This window comes from Pseudomonas sp. SWRI99 (genome assembly GCF_014270125.1).
GTDB classification, from domain to species: domain Bacteria; phylum Pseudomonadota; class Gammaproteobacteria; order Pseudomonadales; family Pseudomonadaceae; genus Aquipseudomonas; species Aquipseudomonas hamedanensis.
In genome coordinates, this window is record NZ_JABWQR010000053.1 from 1 (window position 1) to 16,328 (window position 16,328).

14 protein-coding genes are annotated in these 16,328 nt (G+C 61.3%); 7 read left to right on the forward strand and 7 right to left on the reverse strand.

Annotated elements, in window-relative coordinates; translation table 11 throughout:
* Positions 1 to 235: 235 nt before the first annotated feature.
* On the forward strand, positions 236 to 1,879 hold the full coding sequence (locus HU743_RS26550; protein ID WP_186552570.1) for a diguanylate cyclase: 1,644 nt from the start codon (positions 236 to 238) through the stop codon (positions 1,877 to 1,879).
* A 46-nt stretch (positions 1,880 to 1,925) separates the two neighbouring features.
* Here the strand turns inward: HU743_RS26550 and HU743_RS26555 are convergent, their stop codons facing one another.
* Together HU743_RS26555 and HU743_RS26560 are read right to left on the reverse strand one after the other, a co-directional pair.
* Positions 1,926 to 2,306, reverse strand: a complete 381-nt coding sequence (locus tag HU743_RS26555; RefSeq protein WP_186652292.1) for a cytochrome c family protein — start codon at positions 2,304 to 2,306, stop codon at positions 1,926 to 1,928.
* Between the two features lie 35 nt (positions 2,307 to 2,341).
* A complete protein-coding gene (locus HU743_RS26560) occupies positions 2,342 to 3,673 on the reverse strand; it encodes a PLP-dependent aminotransferase family protein (RefSeq protein WP_186652294.1) in 1,332 nt (443 codons plus the stop codon).
* Positions 3,674 to 3,762: 89 nt separating this feature from the next.
* Between HU743_RS26560 and HU743_RS26565 the strand changes: the two genes are divergently transcribed.
* Complete coding sequence (locus tag HU743_RS26565; protein WP_186652296.1) at positions 3,763 to 4,656, forward strand: DMT family transporter; 894 nt, start codon at positions 3,763 to 3,765, stop codon at positions 4,654 to 4,656.
* On the opposite strand, the gene HU743_RS26570 is transcribed toward HU743_RS26565, so the two are convergent.
* Positions 4,653 to 5,474, reverse strand: coding sequence for an AraC family transcriptional regulator (locus HU743_RS26570; RefSeq protein WP_186652298.1), 822 nt, complete (start codon positions 5,472 to 5,474; stop codon positions 4,653 to 4,655). The two genes, HU743_RS26565 and HU743_RS26570, sit on opposite strands and share 4 nt — an antisense overlap.
* 132 nt (positions 5,475 to 5,606) lie before the next feature.
* On the opposite strand from HU743_RS26570, the gene HU743_RS26575 reads away from it, so the two are divergent.
* Together HU743_RS26575 and HU743_RS26580 are read left to right on the forward strand one after the other, a co-directional pair.
* Positions 5,607 to 6,125, forward strand: a complete 519-nt coding sequence (locus tag HU743_RS26575) for a carboxymuconolactone decarboxylase family protein (RefSeq protein WP_186652300.1) — start codon at positions 5,607 to 5,609, stop codon at positions 6,123 to 6,125.
* Between the two features lie 192 nt (positions 6,126 to 6,317).
* Positions 6,318 to 8,549 (forward strand): response regulator, encoded by a 2,232-nt coding sequence (locus HU743_RS26580; protein ID WP_186652308.1) that lies wholly within the window; start codon positions 6,318 to 6,320, stop codon positions 8,547 to 8,549.
* Here HU743_RS26580 and HU743_RS26585 read toward each other — a convergent pair.
* Positions 8,517 to 9,962: a SulP family inorganic anion transporter gene (locus tag HU743_RS26585; protein ID WP_186652302.1), complete on the reverse strand. Its 1,446-nt coding sequence runs from the start codon at positions 9,960 to 9,962 to the stop codon at positions 8,517 to 8,519. The two genes, HU743_RS26580 and HU743_RS26585, sit on opposite strands and share 33 nt — an antisense overlap.
* A 160-nt stretch (positions 9,963 to 10,122) precedes the next feature.
* On the opposite strand from HU743_RS26585, the gene HU743_RS26590 reads away from it, so the two are divergent.
* Entirely contained in the window at positions 10,123 to 10,425 is a 303-nt protein-coding gene (locus HU743_RS26590; RefSeq protein WP_186652304.1) for a hypothetical protein, read from the forward strand.
* A gap of 182 nt (positions 10,426 to 10,607) precedes the next feature.
* Here the strand turns inward: HU743_RS26590 and HU743_RS26595 are convergent, their stop codons facing one another.
* Together HU743_RS26595 and ggt are read right to left on the reverse strand one after the other, a co-directional pair.
* On the reverse strand, positions 10,608 to 11,141 hold the full coding sequence (locus HU743_RS26595) for a cysteine hydrolase family protein (RefSeq protein ID WP_186652306.1): 534 nt from the start codon (positions 11,139 to 11,141) through the stop codon (positions 10,608 to 10,610).
* Positions 11,142 to 11,206: 65 nt separating this feature from the next.
* The gene (gene ggt / locus HU743_RS26600) at positions 11,207 to 12,934 is read right to left on the reverse strand and encodes a gamma-glutamyltransferase (RefSeq protein WP_186652307.1); all 1,728 of its coding nucleotides are present in this window, start codon (positions 12,932 to 12,934) and stop codon (positions 11,207 to 11,209) included.
* 150 nt (positions 12,935 to 13,084) lie between these two features.
* Here ggt and HU743_RS26605 point away from each other — a divergent pair, with 150 nt between their 5' ends.
* Positions 13,085 to 13,600, forward strand: coding sequence for a methylated-DNA--[protein]-cysteine S-methyltransferase (locus tag HU743_RS26605; protein WP_186552630.1), 516 nt, complete (start codon positions 13,085 to 13,087; stop codon positions 13,598 to 13,600).
* Positions 13,601 to 13,687: 87 nt separating this feature from the next.
* Here the strand turns inward: HU743_RS26605 and HU743_RS26610 are convergent, their stop codons facing one another.
* Positions 13,688 to 14,278, reverse strand: a complete 591-nt coding sequence (locus HU743_RS26610) for an NUDIX domain-containing protein (protein WP_186623858.1) — start codon at positions 14,276 to 14,278, stop codon at positions 13,688 to 13,690.
* A 197-nt stretch (positions 14,279 to 14,475) separates the two neighbouring features.
* On the opposite strand from HU743_RS26610, the gene HU743_RS26615 reads away from it, so the two are divergent.
* On the forward strand, positions 14,476 to 16,328 hold a 1,853-nt coding region (locus HU743_RS26615), incomplete at its 3' end, for a DUF6531 domain-containing protein (protein ID WP_238351796.1).

The following is a 16,328-nucleotide window of genomic DNA, read 5'->3' on the forward strand; positions in this document are numbered from 1 at the left end:
AAGGTGGCTCCGATCGTCTGATCGAACGCCGCGTTGCCGAAGGTGGCTCCGATCGTCTGATCGAACGCCGCGTTGCCTGAAGCAAACGCTCGACCGCAGCACCCATGAAAAAGCCCGGCCTGATCAGCCGGGCTTTTTTTATTCCAGTGTCGTTTCTATGAACCCGTTCGCTGGTGGCCTGTCGTCGATGTCGCATACCATGGCGCCACTTTTATAAAAACAGACCCCGCCCGCCATGTTCAAAGCCAGTCTGCGCAGCCATCTCACCCTATGGTTCGCCGGTTTATCCCTGCTGACGCTGTTGAGCGTGGGCTTTTATGTCGGTCATATCGCCACCGAACAAATGAAACAGGCCAGCGGCAATGCGCTGCTGAACACCGCGCGGGCGGCGGCGACGTTATTGGGCGAACAACTGCGCGAACGCCAGTTGGAGGTTTACCTGCTCAGCCGCGCACCGCATCTGGAACGTGGCGACCTGGACAACCCGGAAATTCTCGAGTCGATGCAACTGCGCTCGCAGGCGCGCACCGAATATGCCTGGATGGGTGTGGCTGATGCCGACGGCAAGGTGCATCAAGCGGTCAACGATTTGCTGGTCGGACAGTCGGTCCAGCAACGTCCATGGTTCCAGGTCGGGTTGCGCCGGCAATACACCGGCGATCCCCACGAAGCCGTGCTGCTGGCCAAATTGCTGCCGGGTCTGCCCAATGGCGAACCGCTGCGCTTCATCGATTTCGCCGCGCCGATCCATAACGGCGCAGGGCAGATCATCGGTGTGCTGGGCGCACACGCGCACTGGAGCTGGGTAACCCGAATTGTCGAATCGGCGGCGTTCTCTCATAAAAACTCGGCGCCGGATATCCAGGCACTGATCATCGACCACGACGGCAAGGTGCTGTACCCCGAAGCGCTGATGGGCCAGCAACTGGCGGTCAACGATGCGGCGGCGCCGGGCTGGTCGGCGGGGCACGGCTACCTGACCAGTATGGTCACTGTGCCGACGCCGTCGGGTACCGCGTTGTCGTGGTCGATCGCCATCCGCCAACCTTTGGAGACAGCCCTGCAACCGGCGCGGCTGCTGCTGTATGAGTTGTTGCTGCTGGGCGTGTCTGCCGCGGTGGTTTTTGCTCTGGTGGCTTATTACCTGGCGCTGCACCTGAGCCGACCGATCGAGCAACTCGCACGCGCGGCCAAACAAGTGCAGAACAACCAGACCGGTGCACGTTTCCAGCTCCAGCATCCGGTGCGGGAAATCGCCCAGTTGGGCCAGTCCATCGATGCCATGACCCAATCGCTGCTTGGCAAGGAACGCGAGTTGCAAGAGGCCAATGCCTCACTGGAAGCCACCGTGGCGCAACGCACCGCGGCGCTGACCCAGGCCAACGCCGAACTGCTGAGCCTGGCGACCCACGACGGTTTGACCGGCGTATACAACCGCCGCCGCTTCGACGAAAAAATCAGCGAGTACGTGCTGCTCTCGCGGCGAACGGGGCGCCCCTTCGCCCTGTTGCTGATCGACGCCGACCACTTCAAACGCATCAATGACACTTACGGCCATGCCATCGGTGACGAGGTGCTGCAACAGTTGGCGCAATTGATTCAGAGCAGCGTGCGCACGACCGATTTCGTTGCGCGATACGGTGGCGAAGAGTTTGCCGTGCTGTTGCCGGAAATCGCTCAGCCCGACACCCCTGAGGTGGTCGCCGAGAAAATTCGTGCGGCAGTTGCCCAAGCGCAGTTTCCCGGCGTCGGGCAGGTCACGGTAAGCATCGGTCTGGGCCTGGCGGACCCGGCGGATAACACCCACACGGCATTGATCAAACGGGTCGATCAGCAGTTGTATCAGGCCAAGGCTGCGGGGCGTAATCAGGTGGCGTGATCAACATTACGCCACACCGCCGGACGGTTCAGTACTTGAGCCGGGTTCACGGAGCGGTTGTTTGGAACGTCTGAAGATACGCCAACAGGTTGTTGAGTTTCTCCTCATCGCTCAACCCCCAAAAAATCATCCGCGTACCCGGAACCACGCCCTTCGGGTCTTCGAGATACACCTTCAACGTCTCGTGGTTCCAAGTGATGCCCGAGTTTTTCATCGCATCGGAGTAGACGTAGTCCGCCGACGTCCCGGCAACGCGGCCGAAGATGCCATTGAGCTGCGGACCGAATCCCGAGCGCGCGGATTCGCCGACCTGATGGCAGCCGCCGCACAGGCGCGGAAAGATTTTCGCGCCTGCCTCGGGATCGCCTGCGGCATGAGCGCTGGCGCTGAAGATCAGGGCCAGCGCCAGTAATGCAGTGTTTTTCATCGAACGTTCCAGACTGTTTGTGACGTCGGCGCAGTTTACAGGTAAGCGCCGATAATCCGTCTGACGGTGATCAACGCCTCGCGCAACACCACCATGTCCACCGAACCCAGCGCCAGACGAATCGCATGCGGTACGTGGGACGACACGGAAAACGGTTCGGCGCTGGTCACCGAAATCTGTTGCTGCATCAACTCGACAACAATGTGATCGGCGCGCACGTCTTCCGGCAGTGGCAGCCACAAGAAGTACGACGCCGGGTGGGCAATGTATGGCAACCCTTTGAGCACCTCGGCGGCCAACGCCTGGCGAGCCTTGGCATCGTGGCGTTTCTGCTCTTCGAGTGCCGTGACGGTGCCGTCGTCGAGCCAGCCGCAGGCCAGCGCAGTCATCACTCCAGGCGTGTTCCAGGTCGTGGCGCGAATGACGCGTTCCAACGCCGGCACTTTGTCCAAAGGCGCTGCAATGAAGCCGACCCGCAGGCCGGTGGCGATGCTTTTCGACAGGCCGCTGACGTAGACGGTGCGCTCCGCCGCCAGATCGATCAACGCGCGCGGCGGGTCTTGCACCAGGAACGCGTAGGCCGCGTCTTCGATGATCGTCAGATCATGCCGGCGGGCGATCGCCACCAATTGCTCGCGCTGTGCCAAAGGCATCACCCAGCCCAACGGATTGTGCAGCGTCGGCATGCTATATACCGCGCGCACCGCACGGCTGCGACACAGTTCCTCCAGCGCTTGCAGGTCCGGGCCGTGCGCAGCCGCCGGAATCGCAACCACTTCCAGGTGCAACGCTTCGGCGAGGACCTTGAACCCGGAATAGGTCAGCGCATCCGCAGCAATCACATCGCCGGGTTTGAGCAGGCCCATCAGCGCCACGGCCAGCCCCTGTTGGGCGCCATTGACGATCAATATTTGCCCAGCCTCCACCGTTACGCCGCCGGCCAACAAATGACGCGCCACCGAGGCGCGCTCGTGCGTGCGTCCGGCATGGGGCTGATAGCGCAACAGCGCTTCGAGATCCCCGGACAAGGCCAATTGGCGCAACGCGCTGCGTAACAGCTCGGCCTGCCCGGGTAACGATGGGTAGTTGAAATTGAGATCGATCATGCCGACCGCCACGTCTTTCTGATCAATACCCTGCCCCGGTGTCAGCGAGGTTTCGCGGACAAACGTGCCGCGTCCGGTCTCACCGCTGACCAGCCCCATGGCCTCAAGCTCGGCGTACACGCGCGAAGCAGTAACAAGGGCCAGACCTTCTTCAGAGGCCAGTTGCCGATGGGTCGGCAGCCGCGTGCCGGGCGCCAGACGGCCGCCACGAATGTCGGCGGCAAAGCGGTCAACCAGAGCCTTGTAGCGGGAACGGCGCATAGCGAGGCGTATCCATGACAATTTTTTGATTGTGCTGATTCTCAGGCCCAGGATAGCGGCAATGCAACCCACCTTAGAGTGCGAAACGTATGGAACGATTGTCGAACCCGAGCCACCCGGCGCTGGAAAGAAGCCGTGGCTGGATCAACGGCTTTATCGGCGTGCTGATTTTCAGCGGCTCACTGCCGGCCACACGGCTGGCGGTGCTGGAATTCGATCCGGTGTTTCTCACCGTCCTGCGCGCCGCCATTGCTGGCGCAGTGGCCGTGGCGCTGTTGTGGCTGTTGCGCGAGCGGCGACCGGCGGCTGATCAGTGGCTGTCGTTGTTCATTGTGGCGATGGGCGTCGTACTCGGCTTTCCGTTGCTGACGGCGCTGGCGCTGCAACACGTCACGTCGGCGCATTCGATTGTGTTTGTCGGATTGCTGCCGCTGGCCACGGCGATTTTCGCCGTATTGCGGGGCGGCGAACGTCCGCACCCGGTGTTCTGGATGTTCTCTCTTTTGGGCAGCGCACTGGTGGTCGGCTTCGCGCTGGCACAAGGCGTGAGCGCGCAGCCGACTGGCGACTTGCTGATGCTTGCCGCGATTCTGGCCTGCGGCCTGGGGTATGCCGAGGGCGCGAAACTGTCGCGAACCCTCGGCGGCTGGCAGGTGATCTGCTGGGCCTTGGTGCTGGCGCTGCCGCTCATGGCACTGTCGAGTCTGTGGCTGGCACCCGCCTCGTTCGGCCAGATCAGCGTATCGGCGTGGGTATGTCTGGCCTACGTGTCGCTGTTCAGCATGCTGATCGGTTTTGTGTTCTGGTATCGCGGCCTGGCCCAGGGCGGGATCGCGGCGGTCGGACAGTTGCAACTGTTGCAACCGTTTTTCGGTTTGGCGCTGGCGGCGACGCTGCTGCATGAGTCAGTCAGCCCGGGCATGCTTGCCGTGACGCTGGGAGTAATTCTGTGCGTGGCCGGGGCGAAAAAGTTTGCCCGCTAGCGTTCAGCTTCCGCCTTCCACTGCCGGGGACTGACCCCGGTCTTGCGGCGAAACGCCCGGGCCAGCGCTGACGGACTTTCATAGCCGACTTCAGCGGCAATCAGCGCAATCGGTGTGCCTTCGCGCAGACGCTTCTGCGCGAGGCTGACCCGCCAGCTCAGCAGATAGTCCGCCGGGGTCTGCCCGACGATCCGGCGAAAGTGTTCGGCAAACCCGGCCCGGGACAAATTCGCAGCGCTCGCCAGTTCGGCCACGCTCCACGGTTTTTCCGGTTCGTCGTGGATCAGGTTCAAGGCGCGCGACAGGCGCGGATCGGCCAGACCTGCCATCATTCCCGCTGGCTGGTCACGGCTGCCGATGAGATGGCGCAGCAGCAGAATCACCAGCAGTTCGAACAATCGATCCATCACCGCCACCCGCCCGCAATGGCCCTCCAACGCTTCGTTGAACAGCCACTGGAGGGTGCTGCCCAGTTCGGGAATCTGCGTGAGTTTCAACACCAGGTAATCCGGCAGCGCCGCCGCCAGCGCATTGCCCGAACCGCCATCAAACGTCAGCGTCGCGCAGACCACCTGAGTGGCCATGGCTTCGTCGGCGAACATGCGATGGGTAAACGGCCGGGGAAAGAAAATCAGCGAAGGCTCGTCCAGGCGGATTTCGCGCTCGTTGCCCGGCTTGAGCAGCAACGCCCCCGCTTGCAGCACATGCACATGCCCGACCGATTCGCCTTCGTGCACACTGATGCCGCAAAACGCACCGCTGTGAAAGGTGCCGGCATGCACGCCGAAATGGCGGAGCAAGGTCGAAAGGCGATCCATAGGCAACTCCACTGTGCATATCTGGACGATCTGCCGCATATCCTCGACGATTTGCCGCCAAAGCGCTACCGGCATTCCCTAACATCCTCTCCATGCCCGGCGCACTTCGCCCCGGAGTTTCGGAGAATCACCATGAGCCGTATCACCGCTATCAGCCTCGAAACCGCCACCGACACCACCCGCCCTGTGCTCGAAGGCGTGAAGAGAAAAATCGGCTTTCTGCCGAATCTGTTCGCCACCCTCGCCAACGCGCCGGTCGCCCTCGACACTTATGTGCAAGCCTCGGCGTTGCTGGGCAAGTCCTCGCTCAGCGCCCAGGAAAAAGAAGCGGTGTATCTGGCCACTTCGCAAGTCAACGGTTGCGATTACTGCCTGGCCGCGCACACCCTGTTTGCCGGCAAGGCCGGGCTGTCGGCGCAAGACATCGCCGCGGCGCGTCAGGGAGAACTGAATGCCTACGCCGCGCTCGCGCAACAGCTGACGCACAGCCGCGGCCACTTGAGCGATGGGCAGATCGCTGCCGCCCGTGCCGCCGGTATTGATGACCGCAAGATCATCGAAGTGATTGCTTTGGTGGCGGTGCAGACGCTGACCAACTACCTGAACAACACTGCGCTGACCGACATTGATTTTCCGCCCATCGGCGCCTGATCAACACTGAAAAAAACCAGGGGCTAAGGATTTTCCCCTTCACCCTTGGCTTTTTCTCCCGCCAGCACCCATGCCATGATGCGCATGAACCCGAACAAGGCGTGCTGCAAGGAAGTGTCCGTGGTGCTGAAACCAAACAGCACCGGCCACGGTCTTTGTTCACAGGCAGACGTTACGAAAGACACCGATCCCATGACCGACTGGTTGCAAGACAACGGCAAGATGGCCGAGCAGATTCGGCGACACGACTGGGCGAATACGCCCCTCGGCCCGTTGGAACACTGGCCCGATGTCCTCAAAACCACTGTCTCGCTCAGCCTTGCCTCGCACTTTCCCCAGGCCATCGTCTGGGGCCCGGAACTGATCACCCTGTTCAACGACGCCTTCGTGCCGATTCTCGGCAACAAGCCTCACGCGCTTGGCCGCCCGTTCAGCGATATCTGGAAAGAAGCCTGGAGCGAAATCAGTCCGATTGCCGACGCGGCGTTCGCCGGCCAAGCCACCTACATTGAAAACTTCGCCCTGATGATCGAACGCGGCAGCGGCCCGGAGCAGGCGTATTTCACCTTTTGCTACAGCCCGGTTCGTGACCCCTTCGGCAAGGTGGTCGGCATGATCGACACCGTCACCGAAACCACCCAGACGGTGTTTCTCAATCAGCGTCTGGCCGTGCTCGATGCGATCGGCAACGCCGTGACCAACGCCACTGACGCGCAAGCCATTCTTGCCGCCAGCACGCGGCTGATGGTCGAGCACCTCCGTCTATCCAACTGCGCCTACGCCGATATGGACGCCGATGAAGATGGCTTCACCATTCGCGGCGACTGCCCGGCGCCGGGCTCGCCGAGCATCGTCGGCCACTATCGATTGCGAGATTTTGGCGAGAAAGCCGTCAGCCTGTTGCGCGCCGGTGAACCGCTGGTCATTCATGACAACCGCAGCGAATTGCCCCCTGAAGAAGCGGCGGCGTTCCAGACTATCGGCATCGCCGCGACCATTTGTGTGCCGTTGCTTAAACAGGGTCGCCTGACCGCGTTGATGGCGATCCACGACAAAGTACCGCGGGTCTGGTCAGACTTCGAGCAGGCGCTGTTGAGCGAAGTGACCGAGCGTTGCTGGGCGCACATCGAACGTGTGCGCGCTGATGCCAACGTGCGCGAAGGCCTGCTGGCGCTGGCCGAACTCAATGCCACGCTGGAGCAACGGGTCGAAGAGCGCAGCTTGCGCCTGGCCCACGCGGAATCGGCGTTGCGCCAGTCGCAAAAACTCGAAGCCATCGGCCAACTGACCGGTGGCGTGGCGCATGACTTCAACAACCTGTTGACGATCATTCGCTCCTCGGTAGATTTCCTGCGCCAGCCCAACCTGTCCGAAGAACGCCGTCAGCGTTATATGCGCGCGGTTTCCGATACGGTCGAGCGCGCGTCCAAGCTGACCAGCCAGCTACTCGCCTTCGCCCGACGCCAGCCGCTCAACCCACAAGTCGTGGATGCCTGCGAGCGCCTGGCGAACATTGGCGAAATGCTTGAATCGGTCACCGGTGCGCAAATTCATGTCTGCGTCGAGCGGCCTGATCATCCCTGCTATATCCGCGTCGATTTGAGCCAGTTCGAAACAGCGCTGATCAATATCGCCCTCAACGCCCGCGACGCCATGCAGGGGCAAGGCCTGCTCAAACTGCGTCTTGAGTGCCACAAACCGCTGCCACCGATTCGCGGCCATGCCGGCTCCGGCAGCCCGTTCGTGTCGATTGCCCTGGCGGATACCGGTGGCGGCATCGACCCGAAAACCCTCGAACATATTTTCGAACCGTTTTTCACCACCAAGGATGTCGGCAAAGGCACGGGGCTGGGGCTGTCGCAGGTCTTCGGGTTCGCCAAGCAATCGGGCGGCAACGTCGACGTGTCCAGCGTGATCGGTCAAGGCACCGAATTCACTCTGTACCTGCCGGAAGTGCTGGCGGTGGAACTGGAAGCGGACGAGGCGGCAGATGACGACCTGCCCCATCCAGCGCCTGTTCAGCGGCGGGTGCTGGTGGTCGAGGACAACCTGGACGTCGGCCGGTTTGCCAATCAGATTCTTCAGGACCTGGGTTATGAAACGGCGTGGGCGACCAACGCCGAAGAGGCCTTGCGCCTCGCCGGAGCGGATGCCATGGCGTTCGACGCGGTGTTTTCCGATGTGGTCATGCCGGGCATCACCGGCGTCGCCCTGGCCCGCGAACTGCGCCAGCGCCGCCCCGATCTGCCGGTGATTCTGACGTCCGGCTACAGCGAAGAACTGGCACGCAGCGGTTACGAAGGTTTCGAGTTTCTCGCCAAGCCCTACTCCGCCGAACAGGTCTCGCGGATTCTCGGCAAGACCTGGCTCAAGGAAGCGGCCGCCGCGCCGTCAGTCGTGGTCAACGCCAGCGCGCTTGAATAACTTCTTGCAACGCTCCGACAGATGAAACACCTGTAAGTGCTTGCCGGCCTTGGCGTAGCGCTCACGCAGGGTTTTCAGCGCGGCAATCGCGGAGTAGTCGACAAAGCTCAAATGCCGGCAATCGAGGGTGACTTTGGCCGGATCGTTGGCCGGATCGAACCGGTTGAGAAACGGCGTGGTCGAGGCGAAGAACAGCGTGCCGTGCAGGCGATAGAGTTTGCTGCCATCGGCTTCCAGATGTTCATCGGCGTACAGCTCGCGCGCCTGCTGCCAGGCGAAATTGAGCGCGGCGATGATGATCCCGCACAGCACCGCCGTGGCCAGATCGGTGAACACCGTGATTGTGGTCACGGCGACAATCACCAGCACATCGTTGAGCGGCACCTTGTTGATCACCCGCAGCGAAGCCCAGGCGAAGGTTTGCTGCGAGACCACGAACATCACCCCCACCAGCGCCGCCAGCGGAATACGCTCGATCAGCGGTGACAGAAACAGGATAAACAGCAGAATCAGCACCCCCGCCACCACGCCGGACAAACGCCCGCGGCCACCGGAGCTGAGGTTGATCACGGTCTGGCCGATCATCGCGCAACCGCCCATGCCGCCGAACGCACCCGAGACCATGTTCGCCGCGCCCAGCGCCACGCATTCACGATCCGGGTAGCCACGGGTTTCGGTGATTTCATCGGTGAGGTTGAGGGTCAGCAGGGTTTCCAGCAGGCCGACCAGCGCCATCAGAATCGCGTACGGCGCGATGATGCGCAGGGTCTCGAGGTTCCACGGGATGTCCGGCAAAGCGAAGGTCGGCAGGCCACCAGCAATGTGCGCCATGTCACCGAGGGTGCGGGTCGGCAGGTCGAACAGGTAGACCAGCAGGCCGACGCCAAGGATCGCCACCAGTGCCGGCGGCACCGCGCGGGTCAGGCGCGGCAGCACATAAACGATGGCCATGGTCAGCAGCACCAGCCCGGTCATCAGGTACAACGGTGTGCCGCTGAGCCAGTGTTCGCCGCTTTTGAAGTGTTCCAGTTGCGCCAGGGCAATAATGATCGCCAGGCCGTTGACGAAGCCGAGCATCACCGGGTGCGGCACCATGCGCACCAGTTTGCCCAAGCGCAGCAGCCCGAACGCCACCATGATCAAACCGCCCAGCAACACCGTCGCCAGCAGATATTGCACCCCGTGCTGCACCACCAGCGCAACGATCACCACCGCCATCGAACCGGCCGCACCGGAGACCATACCCGGCCGGCCGCCAAACAGTGCGGTGAGCGTACAAATGATGAAAGCGCCATACAGGCCCATCAGCGGATTGAGGTGCGCCACCAGCGCAAATGCAATGCATTCGGGCAACAGGGCAAACGAGGTGGTGAGTCCGGCCAGGACATCGGCGCGCAGACGAATCGGTTTCATGGCTTACCTGATGTGCGCGGCCGCCGGGCGCGGCCGCGGATGTTCGCAAAAAAGAGGGAGGCGAATGTTACGGAATTGTTCGGCTTCGGGCCAGTGATACGCTGACACGGGTTGGCACGGGCTTTATGCTGCCGTCCTTATTCACTCAATGGATTCGAGCATGTTTGCGTTTCTGTCGGCCCGTGAAGTCTGTCAGCGCCTGCGCGAGGCGGCGCTGGGTGTGCTTGCGCTGGAAATTTGCCAGATGATCCCCGAGTCTGGACTGATCGCGGTCGATATCGAAGGCTGGCACTTGCTATTGGATTTTGCCGACGGTCACTTGCACCACTGTGAATATGCACGCAACTGCGCCGGGGACGAAGCGTCGCTTGACACCTGGCAGCGTTATGGCACCGACCCGGTGAGCCTGCTCAGCACATGGGAACTGGCGCAGATCGAACGGTTGCTACAGCCTCCCTGTTGAATGTAGCGACCGCTTCGTGAGCAAGCTCACTCCCACCTTTGATTTGCGGCAGACACGAGAATTGACGTCGCCGGTCCCTGTGGGAGCGAGCTTGCTCGCGAAGGCGTCAGGCCAGTCAACGAAGAGGGTGCGGCTGATGGCCTCATCGCGAGCAGGCTCACTCCTACAAGTTTCGCGTACGCTCAGAAAGTTATTTTTGCAGCCGGTTTAACATCGGTGCGTGCCACGGAGCTGGTGAGTGCCGCGAAATCCTTGTTGTGTTGGACAATGATGTCCTCGGCAGTCATGGTGCCGTTATCGACCGTCGAATGCGCGTCTTGCGCGACGACGACGTCGTAGCCCAGCTTATGTGCGCTGCGCACGGTGGCGTTGACGCAGTAATCGGTTTGCAGACCGCAGATCACCAGGCGCTCGAAGTCTTCGACGGGTAGCAGTTTGCCGAGGTCGGTCTGGTAGAACGAGTCGCCGGTGGTTTTGCCTACGCGCAGGTCCTTGGCGGAAGTCTGCAGATCTTTGGCGAGCTGCCAGCCATCCGTACCGCGAACGAACGGGCCGTCTTTTTCTTCATGTTGAATCAATACCACCGGAACGCCTGCCTTCCGCGCGCGTTGGCTCAAATCATTGATCGTGGCGATCATCGGATCGATTTCAAAGCACTGATACTCACCCGAGCACAGCGCCTGCTGGACGTCGATGATCAGTAATGCGGTGGTCATGTCGAGCCTTCCTTGATCAGTCCTTGAGAATGGGGCGGACTTGCGCCCGCCCCTTTTTACTCCGCTCAATAACCCAATGACAAGCCGGTATTACGCCGTGGATCGTTAGCGCCGTAGAAGCGATTCTTGCCAACCGGTTTGCCGCCCAGCGACGGCGCGCCGACCAGAATCGCAGCGATGTGGTTGGCATCCTGCGGGCCGGCAAACTTGTGGCCCCAGCTTTCGAGCAGCTTCCTGGTATCGGGACTGGCGGCGAAATCTTCGAGGTTGGTTTCTTCCGGCATCCATTGTTGATGGAAGCGCGGCGCATCAACCGCTTCCTGCAGGCCCATGCCGTAATCGATGACGTTGAGCACGGTCAGCAAGGTTGCGGTGATAATCCGGCTGCCACCCGGGGTACCAACCACCATCACCACTTTGCCGTCCTTGGTGACGATGGTCGGACTCATCGACGACAGCGGCGCCTTGCCCGGCGCGATGGCGTTGGCTTCGCCCTGCACCAGACCGTACATGTTCGGTACGCCGACCTTGGACGTGAAGTCGTCCATCTCGTCATTGAGAATTACCCCAGTCTTGCTCGCCATCACGCCCGCGCCGAACCAGTCGTTGAGGGTGTAGGTGACCGACACCGCATTGCCCCATTTGTCGACGATCGAATAGTGAGTGGTGTTGCTGCCTTCATGGGGCGCGACCCCGGGTTTCAGCTCAGCGGAAACACCGGCCTTCTGCGGCTGGATGGCGTTACGCAGCTGAGTTGCGTACTGCTTGTCCAGCAGATGTTCGATCGGATTCTTTACGAAATCCGGGTCGCCGAGGTAGCTGTTGCGGTCCACGTAAGCGTGGCGCATGGCTTCGATCTGATAGTGCATGCCCTGGGCGGAGTGAAAGCCCAGCTCTTTCATGGGATAGCCTTCCAGGATGTTCATGATCTGGCAGATCACTACTCCGCCAGAGCTGGGCGGTGGCGCCGAGACCACGTGGTAGCCGCGGTAATCGCACTCCACCGGGGCCAGCTCACGGGTCTTGTATTTGTCGAGATCGGCCTGAGTGATGATGCCCTTGTTGGCCTGACTGGAAGTGACGATGGCGTCGGCGACCCAGCCTTTATAGAAACCGTCGGCGCCTTTGTCGGAAATCGTCCGCAGGGTTTTCGCCAGGTCCTTCTGCACCAGTGTTTGTCCGACCTGCATCGGCTCGCCCTGGCTGAGAAAAATCGAACCGGAGTCGCGCATGTCCTTTTTGAACACGTCGGTGGCGTACTCCAACAGCTCGACGTCGCCCTGCTCCAGCACAAAGCCGTCCTCGGCCAGTTTGATCGCCGGCGCGATCATTTCCTTGCGCGGTTTGGTGCCGTACTTGCTCAGTGCCAGCTCCATGCCGGAAACGGTACCCGGCACGCCAACCGCGAGGTGGCCGCGGGTACTCAGCTCCGGAATGACGTTGCCGGCCTTGTCCAGGTACATGTCGGCGGTGGCGGCCAGCGGCGCTTTTTCGCGGAAATCGAGGAACGTTTTACGCCCGTCCGCCAGTTGCAGGGTCATGAAGCCGCCACCGCCAAGGTTGCCCGCAGCGGGATAAACCACCGCCAGCGCGTAACCCACCGCGACCGCTGCGTCCACGGCGTTACCGCCGTTTTTCAATACGTCGACGCCAACATGGGTCGCCAGATGTTGCGCGGTGACGACCATGCCGTTTTCGCCGGCAACCGGCGCCACCGAAGCGGCGTGAGCCATCAGACAGCTGAGGGCCAGTGAGGTCGCGATCAGCGTTCTGGCCAAGGGTTCGTACTTCATGAGTCGATCTCTTTTTTGTTTTTCGGGACTGTGCGAAACAACGGGCAACGCTTGAAGAGCAACAAGCAGTATGGCCGGCTTTAGGTTTTGCGCCCGCCGATCAGGCAGTATGCTGAGCATTGTTACCGCGCCGATCCGGAGCCTGTCGCCATGCCTTACACGTTCATCACCCTGCCCTCGCCCGTCGGCGCGCTGAAGCTGGTCGCGAACGGCTCGCGACTGGCAGCCATCCTCTGGGAAAACGACAAACCAAACCGGGTGCGTCTCGGACCGATGGACGAAGCGCCGGACAATCCGATCCTGATGAAAACCGCCCGGCAGCTTGAAGAATATTTTGCCGGCACTCGCGATTGCTTCGATCTGGAGCTGGATTTCGCCGGCACGGCGTTTCAGAAAAAAGTCTGGGCGGCATTGCTGACCATCCCCTTTGGGCAAACGCGCACGTACCGCCAGATCGCGGAACAGATCGGCAATCCGACCGCAGTGCGGGCGGTCGGTGCCGCGAACGGGCGCAACCCGATTTCCATCGTGGCGCCGTGCCATCGAGTTATCGGCGCCTCCGGAAAACTCACCGGGTTTGCCGGCGGGCTTGAAGCCAAAGAGCGCTTGCTGACGCTGGAGGGTGGCCAATGGTCAGCGGTGGGCAAAACAGGCGATTTGTTTTAGCCACCACGACAGATCAACAGATCGCAGCCTTTGGCAGCTCCTAACCTGGTTTTTTGTAGGCGCTGACGAAGGCTGCGATTTTTTGATTTATAGGGCAAAGAGGTCAGTCATCGCCGCGTATTGCAACAACATGATGGTCTTGGCATCGCAGATCTCGCCACGCTTAAACGCCGCCAGCGCCTCGTCAAATCCCCATTCCAGCACTTCCAGCTCTTCGGTTTCTTCTTCCAGGCCACCGCCCTCGCCGACCCTGGAAGCTGCGTCGTATTCGGCAACGAAGAAATGCAGTTTCTCGGTCACCGAACCGGGGCTCATATACGCCTCGAAAACCTTTTTCACGTCATGCACGCGATAGCCGGTTTCCTCCTCGGCTTCATCCCGAATCCGTTGTTCCGGCGCGGCGCCCTCCAATAAACCTGCCGCCACTTCGATCAGCAAACCATCATGGCCATTGACGAATACCGGCAAACGGAACTGCCGGGTCAGCACCACCGTGCGCTTGTGGCGGTTGAACAGCAGAATCGCCGCGCCGTTACCCCGGTCGTACACCTCACGGGTCTGGCGTTGCCACTCGCCATTGTTGCGACGGTAATCGAAGGTGATTTTTTTCAGCAGGTACCAGTCGTGGGACAGCACCTGAGTGTCGATGATGTTGACCCGCTCGGCTGTGTTGGACATCGCGTCTGATCCTTTTGTCATGAGGCCTTTCACTGGGATAAACGCCCTGTTTCTGGGGCGCCAGGGCCAAACCATATATCGCCTCACAAGGCGTGTCGAACCGTCCTACAGACATCGCCTACTTACCCGACTTCTTTCCTCTTTGTTCCCCCGCAAAGTCCGCGCTCCTGTTTTTTCACGTGCGCGAGCGACTGCAAATGTTTCAACCCGATCGACTACTGGCCCTGAACAACAGCATCGGCCTGCTGGTGGTGGCCGCGCTGAATCCCGAACAGCCGGATTTCGAAACCCTCATCGGCGAGTTCCGCCTGTGCCTGAACAACTACGAGGCCTGGGCCGAGCAGTTCTGGACCGGGACGGCGCTCGATATCGAGCAGGTATTCAAGGTCGGTAACGATGTGCGGTTAAGCGCGCCGATCACCTCGCGTCAGCCGATCAGTTCATCGGTGGTCATGTGCCCGGCCAGCGGCCCGCTGACCCTGGTGCACTTGTTCGAAGCGGCGCGCTTTGTGCCGATCGGCGACACCCCGGTGACCCTCGAACCGGTGCTGAGCGACGTCGACGGCGTGCTGACCTTCGGCGAGCCATTGCGCCACACCATCGGCCCGAGCGGGATTCTGGAGGTCACCGATTGCCAGCGGGGCCAGCGTTATCGCATCACCTTCTTTCCCGATGTGTCCACCGCCCATGTGCGCGCCCTGTATGCCTCTTATGAAGGGATCATTGGCAGTCTGGAAGGCTGGCTGCGCGGTGAATGGATAGGCTTTCAGCCGCAATGGACAGAGTTTTCCAGCGCCGGTTTTCTCGACCGTTACGGGCAGTTGCAACAGGCGGACTGGCGCGGGCTCGAAAACGCCCTGAATGGCGTTTGGGATGACATCCAGCAGCTATTCGCCTTGCTCGCCGACTTGCAGGCGAACAGCGAAAAGCTCCTGGAATACCTGAGCGAGGTTGAGCTTGAGGCGCTGCTTGCCGCTTCCAGCGAGGCCATTGCCAACGTCTTGCTGATGCTCAGCGACGAGCCGCTGCTGTTCATCCATCTGGCCGCGTTCAGCAGTTGGCTGAAGATGCTGCCGCCGCAGTACCTGGCCGAAGTGGTGGCTGAGGTGCGGGTCGAACTGCTGATCAGTTTTGTGCTGATGCGCATGTCCGCTGGCGTTGGCGTGCCGATGCGCTTGAGCAGCAAGGTGCTGGCGAAAATCAAGTCGCCACGGGCGCGTGACTGGCTGGCGGCTTCGGCGTTGCGCTTGGCTGAACTGACCTCGACACCCGATTTCAACCAGCATGCGGTGGCGTTGAAGCCGTTGATGCTTCATGCGCGTGACGTTGAGCTGAAGCCGACGCCGTCGATTCCGCTGAACATTCGGCAGGCGGATTCGGTGACGTTGAGCGTGCCGAATCCGGCGCCACTTGCGCGGGAAAAATCGCAAGGTATGACGCGGCTTGAGCGTCATGAATCCCACGACGACGTTCCCGACCAAGCGAAAAACCCCAACGGCGATGCCGCCGATTGCTCCTTGCTGACCTGTACCAACGGCTGCCCGGTGTCGATGGTTACCGGCGAAGAGCTGCTGACCCTCACCGACGCGGTGCTCGACGGCGCGCTGCCGTTCGAGTTCAGCCGCTTGTACCGCTCCAGCGCGGTGGAGATCGACATCGGCCTCGGGTTTGGCTGGAGCCATTCGCTGGCCCATCGCCTGGCTTTCGATGGCGACGGCGTCGTCTGGATCGACCACGAAAACCGCCGCACGCGGTTTCCTTTACCCAATGCTGCGCGCCCGGCGATTCACAACAGCCTGTCGCGGGCGGCGATCTTTCTGGGTGATGAACCGGAAGAGCTGATCCTGGCTTTGGCCGGCGACAGTCCGCGGTTTTACCACTTTCGCGCGGGCCGGCTGACAGCGATCAGCGATGTGTTCGGCAATCGGCTGACCGTGCAGCGCGATCGCGCCGACCGCATTCAGCGCCTGGACAACGGCGCCGGGCGTGCGCTGCTGTTGCGTTATGACCGCGCGCAACTGGTGGCGGTCGATTATCAGGTCTTGGTTCA

Excerpts from the sequence above, each read along its gene's own strand:
- HU743_RS26565 (WP_186652296.1), top strand. The coding sequence starts at position 3,763 with ATGGAACGATTGTCGAACCCGAGCCACCCGGCGCTGGAAAGAAGCCGT.
- HU743_RS26610 (WP_186623858.1), bottom strand. The coding sequence starts at position 14,278 with ATGTCCAACACAGCCGAGCGGGTCAACATCATCGACACTCAGGTGCTG.
- HU743_RS26605 (WP_186552630.1), top strand. The coding sequence starts at position 13,085 with ATGCCTTACACGTTCATCACCCTGCCCTCGCCCGTCGGCGCGCTGAAG.
- HU743_RS26570 (WP_186652298.1), bottom strand. The coding sequence starts at position 5,474 with ATGGATCGCCTTTCGACCTTGCTCCGCCATTTCGGCGTGCATGCCGGC.
- HU743_RS26585 (WP_186652302.1), bottom strand. The coding sequence starts at position 9,962 with ATGAAACCGATTCGTCTGCGCGCCGATGTCCTGGCCGGACTCACCACC.
- HU743_RS26555 (WP_186652292.1), bottom strand. The coding sequence starts at position 2,306 with ATGAAAAACACTGCATTACTGGCGCTGGCCCTGATCTTCAGCGCCAGC.
- ggt (WP_186652307.1), bottom strand. The coding sequence starts at position 12,934 with ATGAAGTACGAACCCTTGGCCAGAACGCTGATCGCGACCTCACTGGCC.
- HU743_RS26550 (WP_186552570.1), top strand. The coding sequence starts at position 236 with ATGTTCAAAGCCAGTCTGCGCAGCCATCTCACCCTATGGTTCGCCGGT.
- HU743_RS26575 (WP_186652300.1), top strand. The coding sequence starts at position 5,607 with ATGAGCCGTATCACCGCTATCAGCCTCGAAACCGCCACCGACACCACC.
- HU743_RS26590 (WP_186652304.1), top strand. The coding sequence starts at position 10,123 with ATGTTTGCGTTTCTGTCGGCCCGTGAAGTCTGTCAGCGCCTGCGCGAG.
- HU743_RS26580 (WP_186652308.1), top strand. The coding sequence starts at position 6,318 with ATGACCGACTGGTTGCAAGACAACGGCAAGATGGCCGAGCAGATTCGG.
- HU743_RS26560 (WP_186652294.1), bottom strand. The coding sequence starts at position 3,673 with ATGCGCCGTTCCCGCTACAAGGCTCTGGTTGACCGCTTTGCCGCCGAC.
- HU743_RS26595 (WP_186652306.1), bottom strand. The coding sequence starts at position 11,141 with ATGACCACCGCATTACTGATCATCGACGTCCAGCAGGCGCTGTGCTCG.